This window comes from Methylocystis sp. NC52PC (assembly GCF_055698645.1).
This window is the reverse complement of the sequence record NZ_CP170127.1, coordinates 3,848,973-3,873,268: the sequence shown is the minus strand read 5'-3', so window position 1 is coordinate 3,873,268 and position 24,296 is coordinate 3,848,973. Positions and strand designations below refer to the sequence as shown.

General features: G+C 65.4%; 24 protein-coding genes. 18 read left to right on the top strand and 6 right to left on the bottom strand.

Annotated features, from left to right (window positions below; translation table 11 throughout):
* The first annotated feature begins 121 nt into the window (after positions 1-121).
* The 5 genes from ACETII_RS21080 (at position 122) to ACETII_RS21060 (ending at position 4,838) form a co-directional block, all read left to right on the top strand.
* Positions 122-1,225, top strand: coding sequence for a formylmethanofuran dehydrogenase (locus ACETII_RS21080; RefSeq protein WP_472786844.1), 1,104 nt, complete (start codon positions 122-124; stop codon positions 1,223-1,225).
* Positions 1,219-2,853: a formylmethanofuran dehydrogenase subunit A gene (locus tag ACETII_RS21075; RefSeq protein WP_472786843.1), complete on the top strand. Its 1,635-nt coding sequence runs from the start codon at positions 1,219-1,221 to the stop codon at positions 2,851-2,853. Before ACETII_RS21080 ends, ACETII_RS21075 begins: the two co-directional genes overlap by 7 nt.
* Positions 2,841-3,749 carry a formylmethanofuran--tetrahydromethanopterin N-formyltransferase gene (fhcD, locus tag ACETII_RS21070; protein WP_363349266.1) on the top strand — a complete coding sequence of 303 codons (909 nt, stop codon included), beginning with the start codon at positions 2,841-2,843 and terminating at the stop codon, positions 3,747-3,749. The genes ACETII_RS21075 and fhcD overlap by 13 nt, the downstream gene beginning before the upstream one ends.
* A complete protein-coding gene (locus tag ACETII_RS21065) occupies positions 3,746-4,555 on the top strand; it encodes a formylmethanofuran dehydrogenase subunit C (RefSeq protein ID WP_363349265.1) in 810 nt (269 codons plus the stop codon). Before fhcD ends, ACETII_RS21065 begins: the two co-directional genes overlap by 4 nt.
* A gap of 67 nt (positions 4,556-4,622) precedes the next feature.
* Complete coding sequence (locus ACETII_RS21060) at positions 4,623-4,838, top strand: hypothetical protein (protein WP_363349264.1); 216 nt, start codon at positions 4,623-4,625, stop codon at positions 4,836-4,838.
* 6 nt (positions 4,839-4,844) lie between these two features.
* Here ACETII_RS21060 and ACETII_RS21055 read toward each other — a convergent pair whose 3' ends face one another.
* Positions 4,845-5,162, bottom strand: a complete 318-nt coding sequence (locus ACETII_RS21055) for a DUF1330 domain-containing protein (protein ID WP_472786842.1) — start codon at positions 5,160-5,162, stop codon at positions 4,845-4,847.
* 172 nt (positions 5,163-5,334) lie between these two features.
* On the opposite strand from ACETII_RS21055, the gene putA reads away from it, so the two are divergent.
* The 3 genes from putA (at position 5,335) to ACETII_RS21040 (ending at position 9,629) form a co-directional block, all read left to right on the top strand.
* Complete coding sequence (putA, locus tag ACETII_RS21050) at positions 5,335-8,388, top strand: bifunctional proline dehydrogenase/L-glutamate gamma-semialdehyde dehydrogenase PutA (protein WP_472786841.1); 3,054 nt, start codon at positions 5,335-5,337, stop codon at positions 8,386-8,388.
* 137 nt (positions 8,389-8,525) lie between these two features.
* Positions 8,526-9,035, top strand: a complete 510-nt coding sequence (locus tag ACETII_RS21045; RefSeq protein ID WP_472786840.1) for an Hsp20/alpha crystallin family protein — start codon at positions 8,526-8,528, stop codon at positions 9,033-9,035.
* A 117-nt stretch (positions 9,036-9,152) separates the two neighbouring features.
* Positions 9,153-9,629 carry a ferritin-like domain-containing protein gene (locus tag ACETII_RS21040; protein ID WP_472786839.1) on the top strand — a complete coding sequence of 159 codons (477 nt, stop codon included), beginning with the start codon at positions 9,153-9,155 and terminating at the stop codon, positions 9,627-9,629.
* A 6-nt stretch (positions 9,630-9,635) separates the two neighbouring features.
* On the opposite strand, the gene ACETII_RS21035 is transcribed toward ACETII_RS21040, so the two are convergent.
* Complete coding sequence (locus tag ACETII_RS21035; RefSeq protein WP_363349259.1) at positions 9,636-9,758, bottom strand: hypothetical protein; 123 nt, start codon at positions 9,756-9,758, stop codon at positions 9,636-9,638.
* A gap of 223 nt (positions 9,759-9,981) precedes the next feature.
* Between ACETII_RS21035 and ACETII_RS21030 the strand changes: the two genes are divergently transcribed.
* The 8 genes from ACETII_RS21030 to ACETII_RS20995 all read left to right on the top strand — a co-directional run bounded on the left by ACETII_RS21030 (position 9,982) and on the right by ACETII_RS20995 (position 17,687).
* The gene (locus ACETII_RS21030; RefSeq protein WP_472786838.1) at positions 9,982-11,193 is read left to right on the top strand and encodes an MFS transporter; all 1,212 of its coding nucleotides are present in this window, start codon (positions 9,982-9,984) and stop codon (positions 11,191-11,193) included.
* 128 nt (positions 11,194-11,321) lie between these two features.
* Positions 11,322-11,729, top strand: coding sequence for a succinate dehydrogenase, cytochrome b556 subunit (gene sdhC, locus ACETII_RS21025; RefSeq protein WP_363349257.1), 408 nt, complete (start codon positions 11,322-11,324; stop codon positions 11,727-11,729).
* A gap of 14 nt (positions 11,730-11,743) precedes the next feature.
* Positions 11,744-12,139 (top strand): succinate dehydrogenase, hydrophobic membrane anchor protein, encoded by a 396-nt coding sequence (gene sdhD, locus ACETII_RS21020; protein ID WP_363349256.1) that lies wholly within the window; start codon positions 11,744-11,746, stop codon positions 12,137-12,139.
* A gap of 53 nt (positions 12,140-12,192) precedes the next feature.
* Positions 12,193-14,025, top strand: coding sequence for a succinate dehydrogenase flavoprotein subunit (gene sdhA, locus ACETII_RS21015; RefSeq protein WP_363349255.1), 1,833 nt, complete (start codon positions 12,193-12,195; stop codon positions 14,023-14,025).
* Between the two features lies 1 nt (position 14,026).
* On the top strand, positions 14,027-14,806 hold the full coding sequence (locus ACETII_RS21010) for a succinate dehydrogenase iron-sulfur subunit (RefSeq protein WP_472786837.1): 780 nt from the start codon (positions 14,027-14,029) through the stop codon (positions 14,804-14,806).
* Between the two features lie 274 nt (positions 14,807-15,080).
* A complete protein-coding gene (locus ACETII_RS21005) occupies positions 15,081-15,404 on the top strand; it encodes a hypothetical protein (protein ID WP_472786836.1) in 324 nt (107 codons plus the stop codon).
* Positions 15,405-15,432: 28 nt separating this feature from the next.
* Positions 15,433-16,467 carry an aspartate-semialdehyde dehydrogenase gene (locus ACETII_RS21000; protein WP_472786835.1) on the top strand — a complete coding sequence of 345 codons (1,035 nt, stop codon included), beginning with the start codon at positions 15,433-15,435 and terminating at the stop codon, positions 16,465-16,467.
* A gap of 242 nt (positions 16,468-16,709) precedes the next feature.
* Positions 16,710-17,687 (top strand): hypothetical protein, encoded by a 978-nt coding sequence (locus ACETII_RS20995; RefSeq protein ID WP_472786834.1) that lies wholly within the window; start codon positions 16,710-16,712, stop codon positions 17,685-17,687.
* 435 nt (positions 17,688-18,122) lie between these two features.
* Here the strand turns inward: ACETII_RS20995 and ACETII_RS20990 are convergent, their stop codons facing one another.
* Positions 18,123-19,001: an outer-membrane lipoprotein carrier protein LolA gene (locus ACETII_RS20990; protein WP_472786833.1), complete on the bottom strand. Its 879-nt coding sequence runs from the start codon at positions 18,999-19,001 to the stop codon at positions 18,123-18,125.
* Positions 19,002-19,221: 220 nt separating this feature from the next.
* Between ACETII_RS20990 and ACETII_RS20985 the strand changes: the two genes are divergently transcribed.
* On the top strand, positions 19,222-19,368 hold the full coding sequence (locus ACETII_RS20985) for a hypothetical protein (RefSeq protein ID WP_363349250.1): 147 nt from the start codon (positions 19,222-19,224) through the stop codon (positions 19,366-19,368).
* Positions 19,369-19,384: 16 nt separating this feature from the next.
* Here ACETII_RS20985 and ACETII_RS20980 read toward each other — a convergent pair whose 3' ends face one another.
* From ACETII_RS20980 to ACETII_RS20970, 3 genes are all read right to left on the bottom strand, one after another.
* Complete coding sequence (locus ACETII_RS20980; RefSeq protein WP_472786832.1) at positions 19,385-21,931, bottom strand: DNA translocase FtsK; 2,547 nt, start codon at positions 21,929-21,931, stop codon at positions 19,385-19,387.
* Positions 21,932-22,011: 80 nt separating this feature from the next.
* On the bottom strand, positions 22,012-22,854 hold the full coding sequence (locus tag ACETII_RS20975; RefSeq protein WP_472786831.1) for a YihY/virulence factor BrkB family protein: 843 nt from the start codon (positions 22,852-22,854) through the stop codon (positions 22,012-22,014).
* 70 nt (positions 22,855-22,924) lie between these two features.
* Positions 22,925-23,734: a DUF72 domain-containing protein gene (locus ACETII_RS20970; protein ID WP_363349247.1), complete on the bottom strand. Its 810-nt coding sequence runs from the start codon at positions 23,732-23,734 to the stop codon at positions 22,925-22,927.
* A gap of 156 nt (positions 23,735-23,890) precedes the next feature.
* Here ACETII_RS20970 and ACETII_RS20965 point away from each other — a divergent pair, with 156 nt between their 5' ends.
* Complete coding sequence (locus ACETII_RS20965) at positions 23,891-24,295, top strand: DUF350 domain-containing protein (protein ID WP_472786830.1); 405 nt, start codon at positions 23,891-23,893, stop codon at positions 24,293-24,295.
* The last annotated feature ends 1 nt before the right edge of the window (position 24,296 follow it).

Here is a 24,296-nt window from a genome sequence, read left to right as displayed (position 1 = left end):
CAAACAAAAAAGCCTTTGAGTTTTCCTCCGGCCGCCGGCATAGCGAGGGCGACTTGGGCCCGCGTGGCGACCCGCCCGCGGCATTTTCAACGACCGCCCAGCGGCACGAGGCAGGAAGCGGATGAGCAAGGCGACGCTCGACGGCAAAGCGATTGCGCTCGAAGACGCCTATAAACAGGCGGCGCGGATTCTGAGCGGCGCGACATTTCCTCTTGTCGGGGGCCTGGGGGCCGACGTTCCGGGCGCCCGCGCGGCGATTCTTCTCGCCGAGCGGCTGCGCGGCGCCTTCGATCATCTCGCCTCGCGCGATTCCCTCGCCGATCTCGACGTCAAGCGCTCCTTCGGCATGTTCACGACGACGGCCAACGAGGCCCGCGTGCGCGCCGACGTCGTGGTGCTTCTCGGCCCCGGCCTGACAAAGGAATGGCCCGGCATGCTGGAGCGCCTCGCGCTCGATCAGGCCCCGCGCCACGGCTCGCAGGCCGGCCAGCCGCGCAAGGTGATCTGGCTCGGGCCGGACGCCGGCGAGACGGACGCCGTTCCCGGCGCCAAAATCATTCCCGCCAGCCTTCAGGAAATCTCCGGCGTCCTCGCCGTATGGCGCGCGCGCGTCGGCGGCCGTCCCGTGGCGCTCGACGCGGCCAAGCTCGAACGCGTCGACGGTCTTGCGGAGACGCTGAGGAGCGCGCGCTTCGGCTGCTTCGTCTGGGCGGCGTCGACCGGGCTCGACGCGCTCGCCATCGAGATGATGCAGGCGCTCGTGACCGACTTGAACGTCACCACCCGCTTCACCGGCGTCCATATCGGGGCCCGCGCCGGCGCCGCAGGCGTGACCCAGGCGTCGGGCTGGATGACGGGCTTTCCGCCGCGCACCGGCTTCGGCCGCGGCTATCCGGAGCACGATCCATGGCGCTTCGAGGCCGCGCGCCTCGTCGACAGCGGCGAAGCGGACGCGGCCTTGTGGATTTCCGCCTTCGACGGCGAGGCGCCGCCGTGGTCGCGCAACGACATTCCGCTTGTTACGCTCGCACCGGCGGGCGCCGCGCCCGCGCGCGGGCTTTACATCGAGGTTGGCCGGCCCGGCGTCACCCATGACGCCGTGCTCATGGCCCAGGAGACCGGCGGCCTGACGCTGCGCGCGGCGACGGCGCCGTCGGACGCGCCGACAGTTGCGCAAGTCATCGACGCCATCATGGCGAATGTTTCGGAGGTCGCGCCTTGCTGACAGTTTTGCGTGGCGGCCATGTCGTCGATCCGGCGACGGGCAAGGACGGCGTCGGCGACGTCTGGTTCGAAGACGGCCGCATCGTCGCGCCGCCGGCGGGCCGCAAGGCCGATCGGGAAATCGACTGCACGGGCCATGTCGTCATGGCCGGAGCCATCGACATCCATTCGCACATTGCCGGCGGCAATGTGAACACGGCGCGCCTGCTGCTCCCCGAGCTGCACCGCGCGATCCGCGCGCGTCTTTCCGGCACGCCGCTCTCGACGGCCAAATGGTCGACCTATGAGACCGGGCGGCTCTATGCGCAGATGGGCTTCACCACCGTCGTCGAGCCGGCGATGGCGCCGCATCATTCGCTGCAGACGCACTTCGAACTCAACGACGTGCCGATCATCGACAAGGGCGCATTGACGGTTCTCGGCAATGACGACTTCCTGCTGCGCCAGTTGCGCGCCGGCGAGTCGGAGACCGCGATCAACGATTATGTCGCTCAAACCGTGAGCGGCACGAAGTCGCTCGGTTTGAAGTGCATCAATCCGGGCGGCTGCGAAGCCTTCAAGGAAAATATGCGCGCCTTCGGTCTGGACGACGAGGTGCCCTTCTACGGCCTTACCTCGCGCAAGATTTTCCAGTCGCTGCAGAAGGCGACGCAGGCGGTGGGCATCCATCACCCGCTGCATCTGCACATGAACAATCTCGGCATCGCCGGCAATATTCAGACGGCGCTCGACACGATCGACGCGTCCCAGGGCCTGCCGCTGCATCTCGCCCATGTGCAGTTCTACGCTTACGGCACGGAAGGGAAGAACGCCTTTTCTTCCGCCGCAGCCGCCTTCGCCGAGAAGATCAACGCCAATCCGAATGTCACGGTCGACGTCGGCCAGGTGATGTTCTCGCAGACGGTGACGATCTCGTCGGATGTGCTGAAGCAGTTCAACAGCATGCCGGGCGGCAGCCCCAAGAAGGGCGCGATCTTCGACGGCGACGCCAATGGCGGCGGCATCGTGCCTTACGCCTACAAGATTTCGAACTACTACAACGCCGTCCAATGGGCGGCGGGGCTGGAGCTGTTTCTGCTCATCAAGAATCCCGAGCAGGTCTTCTTCACCACCGACCATCCGAACGGCGGCCCCTTCACCGCCTATCCGGAACTTTTTGCGCTGCTGATGAGCGCGGATCTGCGCGAACAGGTCATGTCGCGCCTGCCGGCCGAGGTGCTGGAGCACACGACGTTGCCGTCGCTCAAGCGCGAATATTCCTATTACGAAATCGCGCAGATGAGCCGCTCGGGCGCGGCGAAGCTCTTCGGCTTCACCGATCGCGGCGCGCTCGCGCCGGGAGCCATCGCCGACGTCGCAGTCTATAAAGAGAGCCGCGACAAGGCGGGCATGTTCCGCCGCGCGGCTTATGTCTTCAAGGACGGCGACCTTGTCGTGCGCGACGGCGAGGTTTCGCATTACCGTCGCGGCAAGACGCTGCACATCAGCCCGCGTTTCGACACGTCCATCAACAAGCGGCTCGACAGCTATTACGAGGAGCTCTACGGCCTGCCGCGCGGCGTCTTCGACGTGCCGGACGCCGCTCTGCCGCACAAGGACGCCTTTGCGGAGGTCGCATGCAAGGTATAGTTCGCAACGGCGTTCGGATCGACGATAGTTTCGCCGAAGCCTTTCCCATGGCCGCGACGGGACTCATCGTCACGGCGCCGACTCGCAAATGGGCCAATCAGGCGGCGGCGACGGCGACGGGCTACGCCACCTCGGTCATCGGCTGCGACTGCGAAGCGGGAGTTGACGCCGAGCTTTCCGAAGACGAGACGCCCGACGGCCGCCCCGGCGTCCGCCTGCTGTTCTTCGCCTTTTCGGCGAAGGGCGCGGAGAAGGCCCTCGTCAATCGCGTCGGCCAGTGCATTCTCACCTGTCCCGGCACGGCCCTTTATTCGGCGTTCGACGGCGATCTGAAAATCAAGGTCGGCGACTCGATGCGCCAGTTCGGCGACAAATGGCAGACGTCGAAGGCGATCGACGGGCGCCGCTTCTGGCGTGTGCCGGTGATGGACGGCGAATTCTTCGTCGAGGGCCAGGTCGGCGTGCTGAAGAAATGCGTCGGCGGCGGAAATCTGCTGGTGATGGGCGCGGACTGGGAATCGACCATGCGCGCCACCGAGGCGGGGGTGAACGCTATCCACGCCGTCCCGGACGCGATCATGCCCTTCCCGGGCGGCATCGTGCGTTCGGGCTCCAAGGTCGGCTCGCAATACAAGGGCATGAGCGCCTCGACCAATGACGCCTACTGCCCGACGCTGAAGGGCGTGACCAAGACCGCGCTCGAGCCCGACATCGGCTGCACCCTGGAAATCGTCATCGACGGCTTGACGGACGACGCCGTGCGTCAGGCCATGCGCGCCGGCCTCAAGGCGATCATCGATCTCGGTCCCGAAAAGGGCGCGAAGCGCGTCGGCGCCGGCAATTACGGCGGCAAGCTCGGACCGTTCCACTATCACCTGAAGGATTTGCTGCCGTGAAGCCCTTCACCTTCACGCTTCGCCAGGAGCCGCCGCAGCGCGTCGACCTCTCGGCGCTCACGCCCGATCGCCTCGCCGGCAAATCCCTTGCCGAGATCGAGAAGATCGAGATCGGAACGACCCGCGCCTCCGCCAAGGTCGGCGATCTGTTCAAGCTCGCCGAGGGCGACCTCAAGAGCGTCCGCTACGACGGCGGCTCCGCGCGCTTCGACCGCGTCGGCGCCAAGCTGCTGCCCGGCTTCTCGATCCATGTCGACGGCGACGTGGGTTTGGAGCTCGGCCGCCTCGCCAAGGGCGGCGTCATTACCGTGACGGGCGGCGCCGGAGCCTATGCCGCCTCCGGCAATGAAGGGGCCCATATCGAGATCAAAGGCGACGCGGGCGAGATGCTGGCGGGTCCGCTCGCCGGCGAACTCGCCGGCATGTCGGGCGGGCGGGTCGTCGTGCGCGGCAAGGTCGGCGCGCGGGCGGGCGATCGGCTGCGGCGCGGCATTCTGATCATTGAAGGCGACGCCGGCGACGATCTGGGCGCGCGCTTCATCGCGGGCACGATCATCGCGCTGGGTCAGACCTCGGGCCGGGTCGGCTATCTCAACAAGCGTGGCTCGATCATTCTCGCCAAGCGCCCCGAGCTTTTGCCGACTTATGTTGATTGCGGCGCGCATGTCTTTACATTTGCAGGGCTTTTCGCGCGCGCGCTGAAGGCGGACAGCGCCGGCGCGGCGGCGTTGCTTTCGCAAAAGCTGCATCGTTATGGCGGCGATACGGCGGTCTTTGGCAAGGGCGAGATATTGACCCCCGCTTGACCGGCATTACCCTTGCTTAATGTCAAACGCCGCCGTCAGGGCGGCGTTCACGCAAGGGGTGTTGCCGATGAATTTCGTCCAACTCATCCTGACGGTCTGCGCCATTTCCCAGCCGACGTCCTGCGACGAGCGCAAGCTGACGCTCGAATCCGCCACCGGATCGACGCGCAACTGCGTCATGCAAGCTATGCCCTACATCGCGCAATGGTCAGGCGAGCATCCCAATGTGACGGTCACGCGCTGGCGCTGCGTCACGCCGGGCGCCGAGGGCGACAAGATTTAACGGCCTTCACACTTTCGGGTCCGGGTCCTTCGTATTGTCGCGCCCTTCTTGCAAAATCATGCGGCCGCTCGATGAGGCGCGCCGAAAGGCGGCGGCGCTCTGGTAGTCCGCGTCGTTGTACCAGGCCAGCGCGGTCGCTCGGTCGGGGAATTCGAGGATGACCATACGCTCGGCGAAGGCGGTCCCCTCGACCGTCGTCACCTCGTCGCCGCGGGTGAGAAATTTGCCGCCATAGCGGGCGACGGTCGCCGGGGTAAGCGCCGTGTATTTGCGGTAGGTCTCGGGATCGTAGATTGTCATCGTGCAGATGAAATAGGCGGGCATCCGCGTTTCCTGGCTATGGGCGCGAACAGTCGAACGACCCAAGGACTGCTATAGACGAGAGCGTGCGCGCGGAGAAGCTCCAGGGCGCGACCTTTACCGTCCGCCCTTTGCCGGCGCGCGTCGGCGACCCCATATCCTTCTCGCAGGAACTTGAACAAGGCGCTGCGAGCCCATGCCGCACGACCCACCGCCGCCATTCGCCGCGCCCTATGCGCCGCCGGACGAAGCGCTTGCCGCGCGCCTGCTCGCTCACCGCCCGGACCTGCAGACGCGCAACGACATCGAAGGCGTAGCGCGCGCGCTGATCCGCGGGATGCGGGCCGGCCGTAGCGCGCTCGGCGGCGTCGAGGATTTCCTGCACGAGTTCTCGCTTTCGTCCCGCGAAGGCCTCGCCGTCATGGCGCTGGCGGAATCGCTCCTGCGCGTGCCCGACGACGCCACCGCCGATCAGCTCATCGTCGACAAGCTCGCGGCCGGCGATTTCTCTCATCACGCGGCGGATTCGGACGTGCTGCTCGTGCAGGCCTGCGCCTTCGCGCTCGGCTTTTCCGCGCGTCTCGTGGGTCCGGGGGAGCCGCGCGGGCTCGTCGCCGATCTCGCGCGGCGCATCGGCCTGCCGGCGCTGCGCGGCGCTGCGCGGCGGGCCATGCGCCTGATGGGATCGCATTTTGTGTTCGGCGAAACGATCGGCGACGCGCTGGAGCGCGCGCATGGCCGGCGCGAGCGCTTCTCCTTCGACATGCTCGGCGAAGGCGCGCGCAGCGGCGCGGACGCGAAACGGTATTTCGACGCTTACGCAAGCGCCATTGAGGCGATCGGCGCGCAGGCCGGCGACCAGGGGCTCCCGGCGCGCCCGGGCATTTCCGTGAAGCTCTCGGCCCTGCATCCGCGTTACGAGGCGATCTCCCGGGAGCGCGTGCTGTGTGAATTGCCGCCGCTCGTTCTGGAGCTGGCGCGGTTGGCGCGCGCCCGCGATCTCGCTTTTACGATCGACGCCGAAGAAGCGGACCGGTTGGAGTTGTCGCTCGACGTCATTGCGCGGGTCGTGGCCGACCCATCGCTTACCGGTTGGGAAGGGTTCGGCCTTGCGGTTCAGGCGTATCAGAAACGCGCCGACGCCGTGATCGATTATGCGCTCGCTCTCGCCGAGGCGCATGGTCGCCGCTTCATGGTGCGTCTCGTGAAAGGCGCCTACTGGGACAGCGAAATCAAGCGCGCGCAGGAGCGGGGGCTCGCCGAATATCCGGTGTTCACCCGCAAGGCGATGACCGACCTCAATTACGACGCCTGCGCCGCGAAACTGCTCCAGGCGCCGCGCCTCTATCCCCAATTCGCAACCCACAACGCCCGCAGCGTCGCCGAAGTTCTCGTGCGCGCCGGTCAACGGAAAGATTTTGAATTCCAGCGCCTGCACGGCATGGGCGAACCGCTCTATGAAGCGCTCGCGGAGAGGAGCGACGCGCCCGTCCGCGTTTACGCGCCGGTCGGACCGCATCGCGATCTCTTGGCTTATCTCGTCCGTCGGCTGATCGAGAACGGCGCCAATTCGTCCTTCGTCGCGCGGGCCGCCGATCCTCAGACGCCCGAAGCGGCCCTGATCGCCGATCCGCACGACGTCATCGGCGACGCCACGCACGCGCGTCACCCGCGCCTGCCCTTGCCGGCGGAGATCTACGAACCTCTGCGCGGCAACTCGATGGGCGTGGAGTTCGGCGACAGAGCGGCGCTCGCGGCGCTGCTTGCCGAGATCGAAGCGGCGCGCGGCCGCAGCGAGGCCCGCCCGGAAAGCTCGGCCGGCAAGCCGTCGCGCCCCGTCGTCTCGCCGATCGACGGCGCGGCGATTGGCGAGGTGATCGAGTGTGACGACGTGGCGGCGCGTGACGCGATGGCCAGCGCGGCGCGCGCCTTCGCCGGCTGGAACGCCACGCCCGTCGAGACGCGTGCGCGCATCTTCGATCGCGCCGCCGATCTCCTGGAGGCGCGGCGCGGCGTCTTTCTCGCGCTTCTGCAAAGCGAAGCCGGCAAGACGCTCGACGACGCGCTCGCCGAGGTGCGCGAGGCGGCGGATATGTGTCGCTATTACGCCAATCAGGCGCGGCTCGTCTGCCGCGAAGCGCGGCTTCCCGGTCCAACGGGCGAAGACAATCGTTTACGTTACGAAGGGCGCGGCGTTTTCGTTTGCATTTCGCCATGGAATTTCCCCTTGGCGATTTTCCTCGGGCAGGTCGTCGCTGCGCTCGTCACGGGCAATGCGGCCGTCGCCAAGCCGGCCGAGCAGACGCCGCTCATCGCCGCGAGAGCGGTCGCGCTTCTCCATGAAGCGGGCGTTCCTCGCGCGGCGCTGCGCCTCGCGCCGGGCGCGGGCGACGTCGGGGCGGCCCTTGTCGACGATCCGCATACGGCGGGCGTCGTCTTCACGGGCTCCGTGGAGGTCGCACAGCAGATCAATCGCGCCCTCGCGGCGCGCGAAGGGCTTTTGGCGCCGCTCATCGCCGAGACCGGGGGCGTCAACGCGATGATCGTCGACTCTACCGCCCTGATCGAGCAGGTGGTCGACGACGTGCTGGCCTCCGCCTTTCGCTCGGCGGGTCAGCGCTGCTCGGCGCTGCGGCTCCTGTGCCTGCAGCACGATATCGCCCCGGCGGCGATCGAGACGTTGATCGGCGCCGCGAAGGAGCTGCGAATCGGCGACCCGCGAACGCTCGGCGTGCATGTCGGGCCGGTGATCGACGCGGCGGCCAAGGAAAAGCTCGATCGCTATGTGGCGCGCGCCAGGGCCGAGGGCCGGCTGCTCTATGCGGGGGAGGCGCCTTCGGCGGGAACCTTTGTCGCGCCCGCCATCATCCGCCTCGATCGCGCCGCCGACCTGCGCGAGGAGGTGTTCGGCCCGGTCCTGCATATCACGACATGGCGCGCCTGGGCCTTCGAGGCTCTTGTGGAGGAAATTCAGGCGGGCGGCTATGGCCTGACTTTTGGTCTCGAGACCCGAATCGGCGAACGGATCGAGGAGGCGGCGCGGCGGGCGCCGGCGGGAAACATCTATGTGAACCGCAACATGATCGGCGCCATCGTCGGCAGCCAGCCTTTCGGCGGCTTCGGCCTGAGCGGCACGGGGCCGAAAGCCGGCGGCCCCGATTATCTGCGCCGCTTCGTCCGTGAAACAACGGTGACGATCAACACCGTGTCGAGCGGCGGCGACGCCACGCTCCTCTCGCTTCAGGAATAGCCGCGACGTTTCGGCGCAAAGCGTCGCGCTTGAATCGCTGATTTTCGGCCCCGATTTCTACGTCGTCGTCAAAAGGTGACGAACCTCGCTCAAATTCGTTGTGTCATTTGTGCATCATCACGAAACGGAGGAGAAAAATGGCTCAAGAGCAAAACGCCCCGGAAAAAAAGGACGGCGGCGCATTGATCTCTCCCGATCTCTGGGACTGGCGCCCCTTCGAGGCGCTGCGTCGTCAGCTCGACCGCTTCTTCGACGAAGCGCCGTTGCAAAAGCGCGGCGGCGGACTGGAGCCGTTCGGATTCATGGGTTGGCAGGGCACGCCGCCTGTCGACTTCGTCGAGCGCGACAATGATTACGAAGTGACGGCGGAGCTTCCGGGCCTCGATGAGAAGGACGTCGAAGTGAAGCTCGCCGGCGGCGCGCTCGTCATTCACGGCGAGAAGAAAATGGAGCGCGAGGAGAAAAAGGAAGGCATGTTCTTCTCCGAACGGCGCTACGGCTCGTTCAGGCGCAGCTTCCATTTGCCCGAGAACGTCGACGTCGCCAACATCTCCGCGTCTTTCGACAAGGGGGTGCTCAAGGTGACCCTGCCGAAGGCGGTCCAGACCAAGACTGAAGAGAAGAAAATAGAGATCGCGGCGAAATAACAGGCGCCGCCAATGCAGGCGAACCGCCTAGCATATGGTCTTGGAGAGGCGGAAGCGGCGCGCGATAATGCTTCAGCGCGCCGTTTTGTTTTGCGCCTTGCTCCCAAGGATCAGGTCATGAAGGTCGAGGATTTTCTCGCTCACGCCGTCCAGCTGGAGGCGGAAGCCGCCATGCGTTTCGACCAGCTCGCCGACGCCATGTCGACGAACGGCAATCCGAAGGTCAGCAAGTTGTTTCGTCGGCTTGCCGACTATTCGCGCCTGCATCTCTCCGACGCGCGCGCCCGGTCGGGGTTCCGCGAGCTGCCGGAGCTGCGTCCCGAGGAGTTCGTCTGGCCTGATCTCGAGAGCCCCGAAAGCGCCGCCATCTGGGGCGCAGATCCGTTCATCGGGCGCGAAGAGGCGCTGAAAATCGCGCTTCAGGCGGAAATGGCGGGACTGGACTACTACCAGTCGGTTCACGACAACACGGACGACCCGGAGACCAGGATCCTCGCCAAGGAATTCGCCGACGAGGAGCGCGACCACGTCTCCGAATTGCGCAAGTGGATCGCCGCGCACGCCGCCGGCGACGCTTTGCCCATCGACCCTTGAGGCGCGCTAGCGCATCATATGGCTCAGAGCCTCGAAGAGGCCGAAATCCACCGCCGCCAGCATCACGCCAATGAGCGCCGCCTGGGCGATGAAGCGATAATTATAGCGATAGCTGGACTGCGCCCGCATCTGACGCTCCTCTCTCCTTCGCCGGAGTTAGAGGGAGGTTCGGGTCCGGCAAGCGGCCGGCTCTCCAACATTTCTCAATATTCGCCGCGCCTCCCGGCGCCCTCTCCCCGCAGGCGCGTGCGCCAGATCGCGAACGCCGCTTCTCCCGCTTGCGGGAAGAGGGGTGGGGTGAGTGTCCTCCCGGACCTCTCGTGCTAGAAGCCGCGCGAGAACAGGCCCCGATATGATCGACGATTCGCCCCTCCGCTACGCCCGCCTCCGTCAGATCCCGTCGAGCGTCTGGGCGCTGGGGGTTGTCTCCCTGCTGATGGATTTCTCGTCCGAGATGATCCATGCGCTGCTGCCCCTCTATCTCGTCGGCGCCATGGGGGCGACGATGGCGGAGGTCGGCGTGATCGAGGGCGTCGCCGAAGCGACAGCCTCGGTGGTCAAAGTTTTTTCGGGCGCCGTTTCGGATTGGTTCGCGAGTCGGAAGCTGCTGGCGATCCTGGGCTACGGGCTCGCGGCCGCGACCAAGCCGATGTTTCCGCTGGCGCCCAATGTCGCCTGGGTGATGGCGGCGCGCTTCATCGACCGGGTGGGCAAGGGCGTTCGAGGCGCGCCGCGCGACGCGCTGGTCGCCGACGTCACGCCGCCGGATTTGCGCGGCGCCGCTTTCGGCCTGCGGCAATCGCTCGACACGGTCGGCGCCTTTCTCGGCCCCGCCGTCGCGATTCTCGCCATGTGGCTGACGGTCGACGATATGCGCGCCGTATTCTGGGTGGCGACGATTCCCGCCGCGCTCGCCGTCCTCGTTCTCGCCGCCGGCGTCAGCGAGCCGGCCGATACGCGCCCGTCTCGCCCGGCGCGCTTTCCGCTTCACTGGGACGAGTTGAAGCGGCTCGGCGGCGGTTTCTGGCTGATTGTGGCGGTGGCGACGCTCTTCGGCCTGGCGCGTTTTTCGGAAGCCTTTCTGATTCTCAAGGCCGCCTCCGTCGGCTTGCCGGACGCGCTCGCGCCGCTGGTGCTCGTCGTCATGAATATCGTTTACGCGGGCGCCTCCTATCCCGCCGGCGCCTTCTCGGACCAGGGCGACCGACTGACGCCGCTGGCGGCGGGGATGGGCGTGCTGCTCCTCGCCGACGTCGCCCTCGCTGTTGCGCCGTCTCTCCCTCTGGTCTGGGTCGGCGTCGCCCTATGGGGACTGCATATGGGGCTGACGCAGGGACTGTTCGCGGCGCTGGTCGCCGACACGGCGCCGGGAGCGCTGCGCGGCACGGCCTTCGGCGTCTTCAACCTGGCCGGCGGGCTCGCCCTGCTGCTTTCGAGCCTCGGCGCCGGGAAGCTTTGGGACCTCTACGGCCCCTCTGCGACATTCGCCGCAGGCGGGCTTCTGGCGGCGCTATCCCTCGTGGCGATCGTTCCGCTCTCAACAGCCGCACGACGCGCGCCGTGACGGACAGGGTTCATCCTTCGAACCGGGTCAGGAAATGGTAGAGTTGCGGCGCCGCACCATTTGAATTATCCACTCCGAGGGGGCGTTTTTCGGAAACATTCCGGAAAAGCGCGGAAGAGGAAGCAAGCATGGCAAACGCCGGAATCGACGAGCGCGCCGCGAAGCGCCCGCTGTCGCCGCATCTGACCATCTTCAGGCCCTGGCTGACCATGGCCATGTCCATGGCCCACCGCATCACCGGCGTCGCGCTCTATGCGGGCATGGCGCTGCTCGCGCTTTACCTGCTCGGGGCCGGCTTCGGGGGCTTTCTCCACGCGCTCACCGGCTGGCTCGCCTCGGGCTTCATCGGCGGCTTGATCGTCTTCCTCATCACCTGGGCGATTTTCCATCACACGCTCGGCGGGGTTCGGCACGCGCTGTGGGATCGCGGTCTCTACATGGACCCACAAGGCCGCGAGCTTCTGGCTCAGGCGACGCTCTACGGCGGCGTCGGCTTGACGTTGCTGCTCTGGGTTCTCAAGTCTCTCGTCGGCTGAGGAAAGGCGCGTAGATGTCGGTTCCGACTCACTTCAAAAGCGGGCGCACGGGGCAGGGCGAGGCCTATGTCTCTGATCACGAGGGCTCGGTCCACGCCCGCTTCATGCGCCTCTCCTCCTATGCGCTGGCGCCGCTCGGCGTCCTGTCCGCCTGGTGGCTCGCGGGCCTCGTCGGCAAAACGCTCGAGGGCGTCAAGGCCGAGATCGGGCATCCGATTCCGGCGATCGTGCTCATCGTCTTCGGCGTCGTCGGCATGATCCACGCCCGCCAGGGCATGAATGAGATCATCGAGGACTACGTGCATGACGCAGCGCTGCAGGAAAAGGCGCTTTATTGGAACAAGGTCGCATCCATCGCGATCGCCGCCGCCTGGACGCTGGGGATCATGCTGATCGCCGCCCCCAAATAAGCGCGATTTCTGACGAAAAAGCCGCTCAAACGACGACAACAAAGGCTTTGATTATGGTTGCCACTGACGCTGCGACTTCCGTTTCCGTCGGCGGACGGGCCTATCCGATCACCGACCACACATTCGACGTCGTGGTCGTCGGCGCCGGCGGCGCCGGTCTGCGCGCGGTCGTCGGCTGCGCCAAGGCGGGTTTGAACGTCGCCTGCGTCACAAAGGTTTTTCCGACCCGTTCGCATACCGTCGCGGCCCAGGGCGGCGTCGCCGCAGCGCTCGGCAACATGGGGCCGGACGACTGGAAATGGCACATGTACGACACCGTCAAGGGCTCCGACTGGCTCGGAGACCAAGACGCGATCGAATATCTGTGCCGCAACGCGCCGCAGGCGGTCTATGAGCTCGAGCACTGGGGCGTGCCTTTCTCGCGCACGACCGAGGGCACGATCTATCAGCGCCCCTTCGGCGGCATGACCACAGACTATGGCAAGGGCCCGCCTGCCCAGCGCACCTGCGCCGCCGCCGACCGCACCGGCCACGCCATGCTGCATACGATGTACGGCCAGGCGCTCAAGCATGAGACGAAATTCTTCGTCGAATATTTCGCGATCGACCTCATCATGGACGCCGAGGGCGCCTGCCGCGGCGTCGTCTGTCTCAAGCTCGACGACGGCACGATCCATCGCTTCCGCTCGGCGCTCACCGTGCTCGCGACCGGCGGCTATGGCCGCGCCTATCTCTCGGCGACCTCGGCGCATACCTGCACCGGCGACGGCAACGCCATGGTGCTGCGCGCCGGCCTGCCGCTGCAGGACATGGAGTTCGTGCAGTTTCACCCGACCGGCATTTACGGCGCGGGCTGCCTCATCACCGAGGGCGCGCGCGGCGAAGGCGGCTATCTGACCAACAGCGAGGGCGAGCGCTTCATGGAGCGCTATGCGCCTTCCGTGAAGGACCTCGCGCCGCGCGACATGGTCTCCCGCGCCATCACCGTGGAGATTCGCGAAGGCCGGGGCGTCGGCAAGCGCAAGGACCACGCCTATCTGCACCTCGAGCATCTCGATCCGCAAATTTTGCACGAACGTTTGCCGGGCATTTCGGAGAGCGCCAAGATTTTCGCCGGCGTCGACGTGACGCGCCAGCCGATCCCGATCCTGCCGACCGTGCATTACAACATGGGCGGCATCCCGACGAATTATCACGGCGAAGTGCTGCGCAAGGTCGGCGACGATCCGGACGCCGTCGTGCCGGGGCTGATGGCGCTCGGAGAGGCGGCCTGCGTCTCCGTGCATGGCGCAAACCGTCTCGGCTCCAACTCGCTCATCGACCTCGTCGTCTTCGGCCGCGCCGCAGGCCTGCGCGCCGCGGAACTCGTCAAACCCGGCCAGTCGCAGCCGGAGCTCCCGGCCGATTCCGCCGAATTGCCGCTCGCGCGCCTCGACTTCTTCCGCAACGCCAATGGCGAGACGTCCACGGCGACGCTGCGCGACAGGATGCAGCGCGTGATGCAGTCGCATTGCGCGGTCTATCGCACCGGCGAAGTGCTCGCGGAAGGCGTCGCAGGCGTTCATGAAGTCTGGCAAGAAGCGGCGGACGTGAAGGTCACGGATCGCTCGCTGATCTGGAACTCCGATCTGGTCGAGACGCTGGAGTTCGACAATCTCATCGTGCAGGCGGCGGTGACGATCGAGTCCGCGGCGAACCGCAAGGAGTCTCGCGGCGCGCACGCCCGCGAGGATTTCCCTGAGCGCGACGACAAGCACTGGATGAAGCATACGCTGGCGGCGATCGATCGCGACAAGAAGACCGTGTCGATCGATAACCGGCCGGTGCACAGCTACACGATGACGAATGAGGTCGCTTATATCGAGCCGAAGGCGAGGGTCTACTGAGATGGTCGAATTCACCCTCCCCAAGAACTCCGTCGTCGCCGAAGGCAAGGTCTGGCCGAAGCCGGAGGGCGCGGCCAATCTGCGTGAGCTCAAGATCTATCGCTATAATCCCGACAGCGACGCCAATCCGCGCATCGACACCTTCTTCGTCGATATGGACGACTGCGGGCCGATGGTCCTCGACGCCATCATCTGGATCAAGAACAAGGTCGATCCGTCGCTGACCTTCCGCCGCTCCTGCCGCGAGGGCATTTGCGGCTCCTGTTCGATGAATATCGACGGGGTGAATGCGCTCGCCTGCACCAAGGGCATGGACGAGATCGAGGGGCCGATCAAACTCTACCCGCTGCCGCATATGGGCGTGGTGAAGGACCTCGTGCCGGACCTCACGATTTTCTACGAGCAGCATGCGGCGATCGAGCCCTGGCTGCACGCCGGCGTCAATCCGGAGAAGGAGCGGCTGCAGTCGCCGGAAGACCGCGCCAAGCTCGACGGCCTTTACGAGTGCATCCTCTGCGCCTGTTGTTCGACCGCCTGTCCGAGCTATTGGTGGAATTCCGACCGCTTCCTCGGGCCGGCGGCGCTGCTCCAGGCCTTCCGCTGGGTGCAGGATTCGCGCGACGAGGCGATCGACGAGCGGCTCGGCTATGTCGACGACGTCTTCCGTCTCTACCGCTGTCATACGATCATGAACTGCACCAAGGTCTGCCCCAAGGGGCTGTCGCCGGCGAAGGCCATCGCCGAATTGAAGAACATGGCGATCGCCCGGCAGGAGGGGTGACCCTCCGGGGACTTTGGGGCGCGCCCGCACGCGACCCCGCCTGCGGCGGCTTTCGGCGCGATCTTTGACTTCGCCCACGACGCCAGCGCCGCGCGCGTCTCAAAGGGCGGGCCGCCTTTGGCCAGTTGCTCCTCAGAGGCGCAGGCCCCGGTGATCCCGGCGCTTGATCCCGCCGCCTTGCGGGGTTAGGACGGCTGACTGTTTCATGGAGAACAAGGCTATGCGTTCCAGCGCGCGTCTTTTTCGTGGATCTATCCTCCTCGCCGCGTTCCTGATGGGCGTTGGGTTTGAAGCCGCCCTCGCTCAGGAATTGCAGCTCGACCCCAAGGCGCTCGATTCGTCCGGCGCTTCCTCTGTTCAGGTCAAGCGCAAGGGCAAGAAAGGCGCTGACGCCGCCGCCCAGCAGCCGGCGCAGGGCGGAAAGGCCGGCGCCGCCGCTTCCGGGCCGAACCGTCAGTTCGGCGAACTCGAAGGCTGGTCGCCTGGCAAGGCCCCGCCGAAGCCCAAGGACAGCAAGGACCCGGACCCGTCGCCGAGCCAAGGCAACGCTGTCAACGTGACCCCGTCGGGCAATATGTCCGTCGGACTTCCCTTCTGATATCGGCCAAGGCCGCACGGAGTTCAAAATGGCGTATAAGGTCGCCGTCGCCGGCGCCACCGGCAATGTGGGCCGCGAGATGCTCGACATTCTGGCCGAGCGGCGCTTCCCCGTGTCGGAAGTCGTGCCGCTCGCCTCCTCGCGCTCGATCGGCCTTGAAGTCTCCTTCGGCGACAAGACGCTGAAGTGCAAGCATCTCGACACGTACGACTTCTCCGACACCGACATCTGCCTGATGTCGGCCGGGGGAAGCGTCTCCAAGGAATGGTCACCGAAGATCGGCGCGCAGGGCTGCGTCGTCATCGACAATTCCTCGGCCTGGCGCATGGACCCGGACGTGCCGCTGATCGTGCCGGAGGTGAACGCCGACGCGACGGCGGGCTTCACCAAGAAGAACATCATCGCCAATCCGAACTGCTCCACGGCGCAGCTCGTGGTGGCGCTGAAGCCGCTGCATGACGCCGCGACGATCAAGCGCGTCGTGGTCTCGACCTATCAGTCGGTCTCCGGCGCCGGCAAGGAGGCGATGGACGAGCTCTTCGCGCAGACGCGCTCGGTCTTCGTCTCGGACCCGGTCGAAGCCAAGAAGTTCCCCAAGCGCATCGCCTTCAACCTCATTCCGCAGATCGACGTCTTCATGGAGGATGGCTTCACCAAGGAAGAGTGGAAGATGGTCGCGGAGACGAAGAAGATCCTCGATCCGAAGATCAAGCTCGTCGCGACCTGCGTGCGCGTGCCGGTCTTCATCTCGCATTCGGAAGCGGTGAACATCGAGTTCGAAAATCCGATTTCGGCCGACGAAGCGCGCGACATCCTGCGCGAGGCGCCCGGCGTGCTCGTCATCGACAAGCGCGAACCCGGCGGCTACATCACGCCGCATGAGGCGGCGGGCGAGGACGCGACCTATATCTCGCGCATTCGCGAAGACCCGACGGTCGACAACGGCTTGGTGCTCTGGTGCGTCAGCGACAATCTGCGCAAGGGCGCCGCGCTCAACGCGGTGCAGATCGCCGAAGTGCTGATGAACCGCAAGCTGCTGACGCCGAAGAAGGCGGCGGCATGAGCTTGCAATCAAAGAGTTTTTATTCTCGAGCTGAGGACTGGGCGGCAACAATCCTGAATGCTGCTTCCTCCTTCTCAAACTGGTTGCCGTGAGCTCGCCTGCGCACTCGGGGCCGACCCGAGCTACGGCCGTGGACGGTGCGACGGTTCCTTGCACTGGCGCAAACGCCGGCATAGCTTCCCCCTGAGCCGCCGAGTCGGCTCGCGTTGGCCTCTCCCTTTTAATTTGAAAAAGCATCCCGTTTGAGCAGCATCTCTCACCAACGAAAAAGCCTGCGCACACTCACACACGGTTTGCTCCAGTCCGTGTCGAGGTGGAAGAAATGGGCGAAGATCGTATTGGTGCTTGGCGGAGCCCTGATATCGGCGCTAGCTAGCCAGTTTTCCAATCTGTATCCTGCTGAGTTGCGCTGGGCATTCTACCTGACCCAAGGCGTTGCAGCCGTTCTTGTCTTCATAGGTGCCGTTTTATTGGAGGCTGTCGACGAAAACGCCGCGGATGCGCTTAATCGCGCTAACGAGCTGCTAGAGAGCTTAGAGGAACGCGAGAAGGAAATTGAGTCGCTAGGCAATGACTTCAATTGGTTTACCTGTCTTTATGCGACTGCTGGGGCGCTCCGCGATATCGTTGAAAGCGTGATCGTTAATGGGCCGGGCGATTACGTCGACCAGAATAAGCGATTTGGCTCAATGCTTGACGTAGTAGTTGCCGAAAAGGCGATCTTGTTTGGCATTGATTCGGATAGATGGAACTTTGCAGTTTACCTACACGATCCGGTGCTCGATCAGTTGAATTGTGTTGCTTGCCGTAGGCCTATCCGCGCCGAGGAAGACGCTCCACATCGCTCCTGGAAGCCCGGACAGGGCCATGTCGGAGCCGCTTTTCAAATGGAGAGGGAGATTGTCGCTGGGGATACGTCCGAGAGAGAGGCAAGGGCACTTTTTGACTCTCCTGATGCCAGCCGCCATGAAACCGATCGCCGTCATTACCGCTCGATAGCGTCAATACCCATCAGATTGGCCGGCGAGCCGATTGTGGGAATCCTTGTCGCGACCAGTGATATACCGCAGCGTTTTCGTCTACGTCAGCCGTCCGAAGCGGCAATGGACCCGGTCGAGCCATTGCGAATTCTGGCGAGCGCCCTTGCTTTCGCTATCAAAAGCACCGATTTTCATCTCAGGGCGGAAAAGGTCGTGAATCATGAGCCAGAACAAAAGTGAATGGCCTACCTCCGTTATCGAGACGATAGATCGCAAGATTTCGGAGAAACTTCAAAGAGTTGCGGCTGGAAAGGCGACCTCTGAAGAGGTCAGCGAGGCGAGTGGTCTTATCAGAGCGCGGGCAGATTTTATGATGCCGGGAATTTTTAGAGCCGCGCGGGCGCGTAAGGGAGTGAAGCAGGCAAGCTAGCCGGGCGATTGGAAGGCGAGGCCCAGACAAGCCGTTTTGCTTCATTGATCGCGTGCTTTCTCTGATGCTGCTCCAGACAGGGTTGATAGAGGCCGAAAAATGTATGCCTCCTCACAACAGCCGAAACTCTAGGATGTTGCGCAATACGCATGCAATCTTAATTGCGTGCGAAGAGAAGGTACCCGGAGCGGTCAAGCGGCCCTTCGACCGCTTCGGTCGCTACCCACTTGGCAACAAAAGGTTGCTCACTTGCTGATCTTGAACAGCGCCGGGTCGGGCGTCTTGGTCTGATCGATGTTGAAGAGCGTGATCAGCGTCTCGTAGCCCTGCGGGTCTTTCACCTGCCATTGTTTCAGCTTGAACGACCGCGGGTCGAAGATCAGGCGCAGATGCGAGGTGCCGCCGAAGGTGGCCTTGTCCTCGATAAAGATGGTGACGCCGGAGTCGTCGATCTGCACGTCCTGGACGGTGACGTCCTTGTCGAGATCGATCTTCTCCTTCATCAGGAATTTGAGCGGCGTCTGATTGATGAAATAGAGATCCTGCGTATTGAGCTTTCGGTCGCGCACCGCGACCTGCGCGCCGTCCGCCACGACTTCCATGGTCGCCGGCTGGGCATATTCGAAGCGCACCCGGCCGGCGCGCTGCACATGCAGCTTGCCCTCAGAGCGCAGGCCGTCGGCGCCGATCTGCACGAAATCCGCGGTCATCACCGGCGAGGCGTTGAAAAAGGCGTTGGCGCGCTTGAGCGCCTCGTCGCGGGTGAGCGGCTTGGCGGGTTCGGGCGGGGTCGCCGGATTGGCGAGCTGCACCGGCTCGCCCGGCTTCGCGGCGGCGGCAGCCTTAGCGCCCTTCTTGCCGGGCTTTGCGGATTTCGCGTCCGAGGGCTTTTCCTCAGGCCCCTTTGCCTCCGATCCTTTGCCCTCCGATCCTTTAGCCTCCGACCCTTTGGCGTCGGCCGGCTTGGCCTCCGCGGGTTTTCCCTCCACAGGCTTGCCCTCCACAGGCTTGGCCTCAGCCGGTTTTGCCTCCGCGGGCTTGGGCGCGGTGGGCGTGGCCTCCTCGGCGACGGCCGGCGCGGCGAGGGCGCATGCGAGGGCGATGGCAAGGGCGGTGTGCTTCACTGGGCGGTCATCCGGTGTTCAGGGGCCGAGGTTTCGTCTTCGTAACATAACTTGGCGGAAATAGGGGCGCCCCGCGCTCGCAGCCGCGCGCCGTTTTGACTTTCCCCAAAAGGCGGGTCGAAGAAAGCGGCCGCGACCTCGGGAGCCAAAACAATGATCGACTGGATATATGATTATCCACCCGGCTGGGTCGGCTTTTTCGCCGCGACGGGGCTCGCCTTTGTCACCTGCGCCGGCCTATATCGGGCTCGTCACCGCCTTCATCGCGGTCATGGATCGCCCCTTCCGGGGGGAGTTCAACAAGGGCCCGACGGCGATTGTGGATGTGCTGAATAATGTGATGTCGAATCCAAGCGCCCACAAATAGGCAAGCGTCGCCCGCCTCACTCCGCCGCTTCGATGTCGAAGGCGCCGCGGTCGATCCCGCCGCCGACCAGGATCTCGCGCTTGCCGGCATGATTCGGGGCGGAGACGACGCCCTCTTTCTCCATGCGCTCGACGAGCGAGGCGGCCTTGTTGTAGCCGACCGAGAGACGGCGCTGGATGTAGCTCGTCGAGCATTTCTTGTCGCGCAGCACGATGGCGACGGCGCGGTCGTAGAGGTCGCCGCCTTCCTCCGCGTCCATCGAGCCGGGCAGGGGCGCTTCGCCGTCGTCGCCCATCTCGTCGTCGTCGGCGGTGATGGCGTCGAGATATTGCGGCGCGCCCTGGGCCTTGAGATGGGCGACGACGTGTTCGACCTCGGCGTCGGAGACGAAGGGGCCGTGCACGCGCGAGATGCGCCCGCCGCCGGCCATGTAGAGCATGTCGCCCTGGCCCAGGAGCTGCTCTGCGCCCTGTTCGCCGAGAATGGTGCGGCTGTCGATCTTCGAGGTCACCTGGAAGGAGATGCGGGTCGGGAAATTGGCCTTGATCGTGCCGGTGATAACGTCGACGGAGGGGCGCTGCGTCGCCATGATGAGATGAATGCCGGCGGCGCGGGCCATTTGCGCGAGACGCTGAATCGCGCCTTCGATGTCCTTGCCGGCGACGAGCATGAGATCGGCCATTTCGTCGACGATGACGACGATATAGGGCAGCGCCGAGAGATCCATCTCCTCATGTTCGAAGATGGCTTCGCCGGTCTCGCGGTCGAAGCCCGTCTGCACCGTGCGGGTGATCGTCTCGCCGCGCTTCTGCGCGTCGGCGACGCGGGCGTTGTAGCCGTCGATGTTGCGCACGCCGAGCTTCGACATTTTCTTGTAGCGGTCCTCCATCTCGCGGACCGCCCATTTGAGCGCCACGACCGCCTTCTTGGGGTCGGTGACGACGGGCGTGAGAAGATGCGGGATGTTGTCGTAGACGGAGAGCTCCAGCATTTTCGGGTCGACCATGATCAGCCGGCACTCCTCCGGCTTGAGCCGGTAGAGCAGAGACAGGATCATGGTGTTGATCGCCACCGACTTGCCGGAGCCCGTGGTGCCGGCGACGAGGAGATGCGGCATGCGGGCGAGGTCGACGATCACCGGCTCGCCGCCGATGGTCTTGCCGAGCGCGATGGCCAGCTTGTGGTTCGAATGGATGAAATCCTCGCTGCCGATCAGCTCGCGCAGATAAACCGTCTCGCGGCGCTGGTTGGGGAGTTCGATGCCGATGGCGTTTCGGCCCGGCACCACGGCGACGCGCGCCGAGACCGCCGACATGGAGCGGGCGATGTCGTCGGCGAGGCCGATGACGCGCGAGGATTTGATGCCCGGCGCGGGCTCCAGCTCATAAAGCGTGACGACGGGGCCGGGACGGACATTGATGATGTCGCCGCGCACCGAGAAGTCTTCCAGAACGCCCTCCAGAACGCGGGCGTTGGATTCGAGAATGTCTTCTGAAATTTTGACTGCGCCAGCGGTCTTCTTGGGTTCCGCGAGGAGCGTCACCTCGGGATAGTCGTAGACGCCCGGCGCGACCCGCTGCGGACGGGGGGCGGCCTCGCGGGTGACGCGGCGCGTCGGCGCCGGCGATGGGGCTTGCGCGGCCGTCCGCGCCGACGTCGCCCGCTCGGGGGACACGTCGTCGTAGGAGTCCTCTTCATCGTCTTCGACGGCGGCCGCCTGGCGCGCGCGACGGGGCGCGTAAGGCATATAGACTTCAATGTCGTCGAATGTCGGCTCGACGCGCGGCTGCGGGGCCGCTGGCTCCTTGGCGGCCGGTCGCGGGGCGAGGCGGCTGCGCATCTTCCCGGCAAGGCGCAGGAGCGACGCTTTTGCGGTGAGGCCGAGATGGATCAGGGCGCCGATGGAAATGAGCGCGAAGCCAGGCTCGCCGGCCCGATCCTCGTCGTCCTCGGCGTAGGGCAGCGGCTCTTCTTCCGGCTCGAAGGCCTCGTCGCGAATGTCATTCGTGGACTCGAAGCCGAGCCCCATGGCCCCGCTGACCGAGAGAATGGCGACGAAGGCCGCGCCGAGGCCGAAGATCGCCATGATCACGCCCGAGCCCGCAAACATGGTGCGGGGCACGGCGAGAATGGCGTCTCCGGCGACGCCGCCGAGGCCCGTGGGCAGCGGCCAGCGGTCGGTCGGCGGCAGCAGCGAGGCGGTGGCGGCGGTCGCGAAAACGCCGGCCACCCAGAGTCCGAGACGCAGCGCGGCGCGCTCGATGCGGCCGCGCCGGATCATGCGCAGGCCCTGGGTCGCCAGCGGCAGGATCGCCGCAATGGCGCCGAAGCCGACGAGCTGCATGAGAATATCCGCCACCGCCGCGCCCGGATGGCCGAGCAGATTGCGGACATGGCCGCCCGTCGCATGGTTGAAGGAAGGGTCCTGCGCGGACCAGCTCACCAGCGCGAGCGTCATGGCGCCGGCGCTTCCCACCATCAGCGCGCCGGCGGCCTCCGCCGCGCGCCGCGCGGAGAATTCGCGAAGCTGTTCGGAAAAATGGTGAAAGCGATGGCTACGCATGTAAAAAAAGCCCGCATGGGGAGGCGCTTCACGAAGGCGCGCCGACTCCGCGACGGTAAAAAACCTCGGTTAAGACGCGCTTAACCCTCGCCGCGCTTATGCGGAAAGCCCATTGCGACGGTTTGGTTCAGTTCTGCGCCGTAGATGAAGATGAGCGCCAAGGTGTAGAGGAAAACGATCGCGATCATGATCGAGGCCAGCCCCGCGTAGGTCGAGACGTAATTGCCGGCGAAGGCCGCGAGATAGGCGCCGAACCCGGCGCCGAAGGCGAGCGAGAGGATCAGCGTCAGCAACAGGCCGGGCGCGACCTTGAGCAGGCTGCGCCGCCCGGCGGGCAGGAGCTTGTGCGCGGCGAGAACCGCAAGGCCGACGACGGCGGAGGTGACGCCGTAGCGCACCGGCGCATAGAGCGGCTCGAGTTCGTGCATCAGCCCCGGCGCATGTTTCTCCGCGATCGCGCGCGCCAGCGGCGCAAGCACCATCAGAAAGGCGATGGCGAGGAGCGACGCCGCGCCGAGGAAGACATAAATAATCGACTCGAGCCGCAGCAGCCACCACGGGCGCTCATCGCGCACGTCGTAAGCGCGGTTGAGCGCGATGCGCAGCGCCTCGACGCCGCTCGATGAGAAATAAATGGCGAGCACGGCGCCGACGGTGAGCAGGCCGCCGCGCGGCTGGGTCAGCACATTATGGATTTCTCCGGCAATGGGCCCCGCGACATTGGGCGGCCAGGTCTCGAAGATGAGCGCGGTCGCTGCGTCGGCTTCCGCGCGGAGCCCGAGAAAGGCGGCGAGCGCGGTGAGGAAAATGAGAAAGGGAAACAGGGAGGTGAGAATCGAGAGCGCAATATGGCTGGCGATGGCCCAGCCGTCGTCTCGGTTGAGCTTCAGATAGGCGTCGAAAAGGAGTCGGATCAGCCGCATCGCAGCCAGCCTAACGGCGACGGGCTTGGGTGGCTAGCGCGGCGCGGAAGCGGCAAGCCGCTGGCCGACGTCACGCCTGCGCCTCTTGCAGGCGCCCGATCAGCGCCATGGCGGCGGCCGGGTTTCGCGCCTTCGCCCCGCGGATCACGTAGAGAAACACGTCGCGCGCGGCTCGCCTCGGCGAATTGGCGGCGAGCCGCGGCAGATCGTCGGGGGAACCGCCGGCGGCCCAGGTCAGCGCCCGCGACGCCCAAAGATCGAGCCCCGCGGCGTCGTATCCCATGCGCCGCGTCGCTTGCGCGCCCATAATGCGCGCATAGACGAAGGAGGCCGTAAGGTCGGGGATCAGCGGAAAATCGGAGTCGCCCGCGATGACGACGGCGGCGCGATGCGCGCGCGCCAGCGCGACGAATTCGGTCGTTTTGAAACTGTCGTTTCTGACTTCGAGGGCGTGGCGCAAAGCGGCGCCTTCCCATTGCTGCGGCAAGGCTGCGAGAAACCCCTCGAAAAATTGAGGGTCGAATTTGCGGCTCTGCGGAAACTGCCACAGAATCGGCCCGAGCTTCTGGCCCAGCGCCGTGACGCCGCTGTCAAAGAAGCGCAGGATCGATTCTCTCGCCTCCGGCGCGCTGCGGCGCGTGACGGCGTAGCGCGGCGCCTTGACGCTGAAGACGAAGCCCTCGGGCGTGGCGTCGCGCCATTTGAGAAAAGTCTCGCGGGTCTGGGTGCGGTAGAAGGTGGCGTTTATTTCGATCGACGTCAGCCGCCGGCTGGCGAACTCGAGCTCATGCGCGTGCGGGAGGTCTTTCGGATAAAAGAGGCCGCGCCAGGGCGCGAAGCTCCAGCCGCCGACCCCGACGTAAATGCGGCCCGCCGCCATTTGCGCGCTCCTTTCCCAGAGAGCGCAGGTAGCGCGCGCGTTTTGGGGAGCGAGCGGCGAAAGGCGTTTCCTTACGCCGCCGGCTGTGTCGTCGCGCACAGCCCAACGCTTCCTGCGTGATATATTGCCTCGACTCAGCCCGGGAGCAGATTGTTCATGCCGGAGTTCTTTCACGGCCTGTTGGCCTTCGCGGTTTATTTCGCCGGCGCGGTCGGCTTCTGCGCGGCATTCTGCCTGCTCTATTCGCGCGTGACGCGACACGACGAATTTTCGCTGATCGTCGAAGAGCACAATGCTTCCGCCGCCATCGCCTTCGGCGGCAGTCTTCTCGGCTTCGCCATCGCCCTGGCGGCCGCGATTCATCACACCGGTTCCGTCGCCGAGTTCCTGACATGGGGCCTCGTGGCGCTGGTGACGCAGTTTATCGCCTATGGCCTGGCGCGGCTTGCGCATCCCGGCCTGTCGCGCGCGATCGAGGAGAACGCGCTCGCCGCGGCCGTTTGGGTCGCCGCGGTCTCGGTTTCCGCGGGTCTGCTCAGCGCCGCCTGCATGAGCCCGTAAG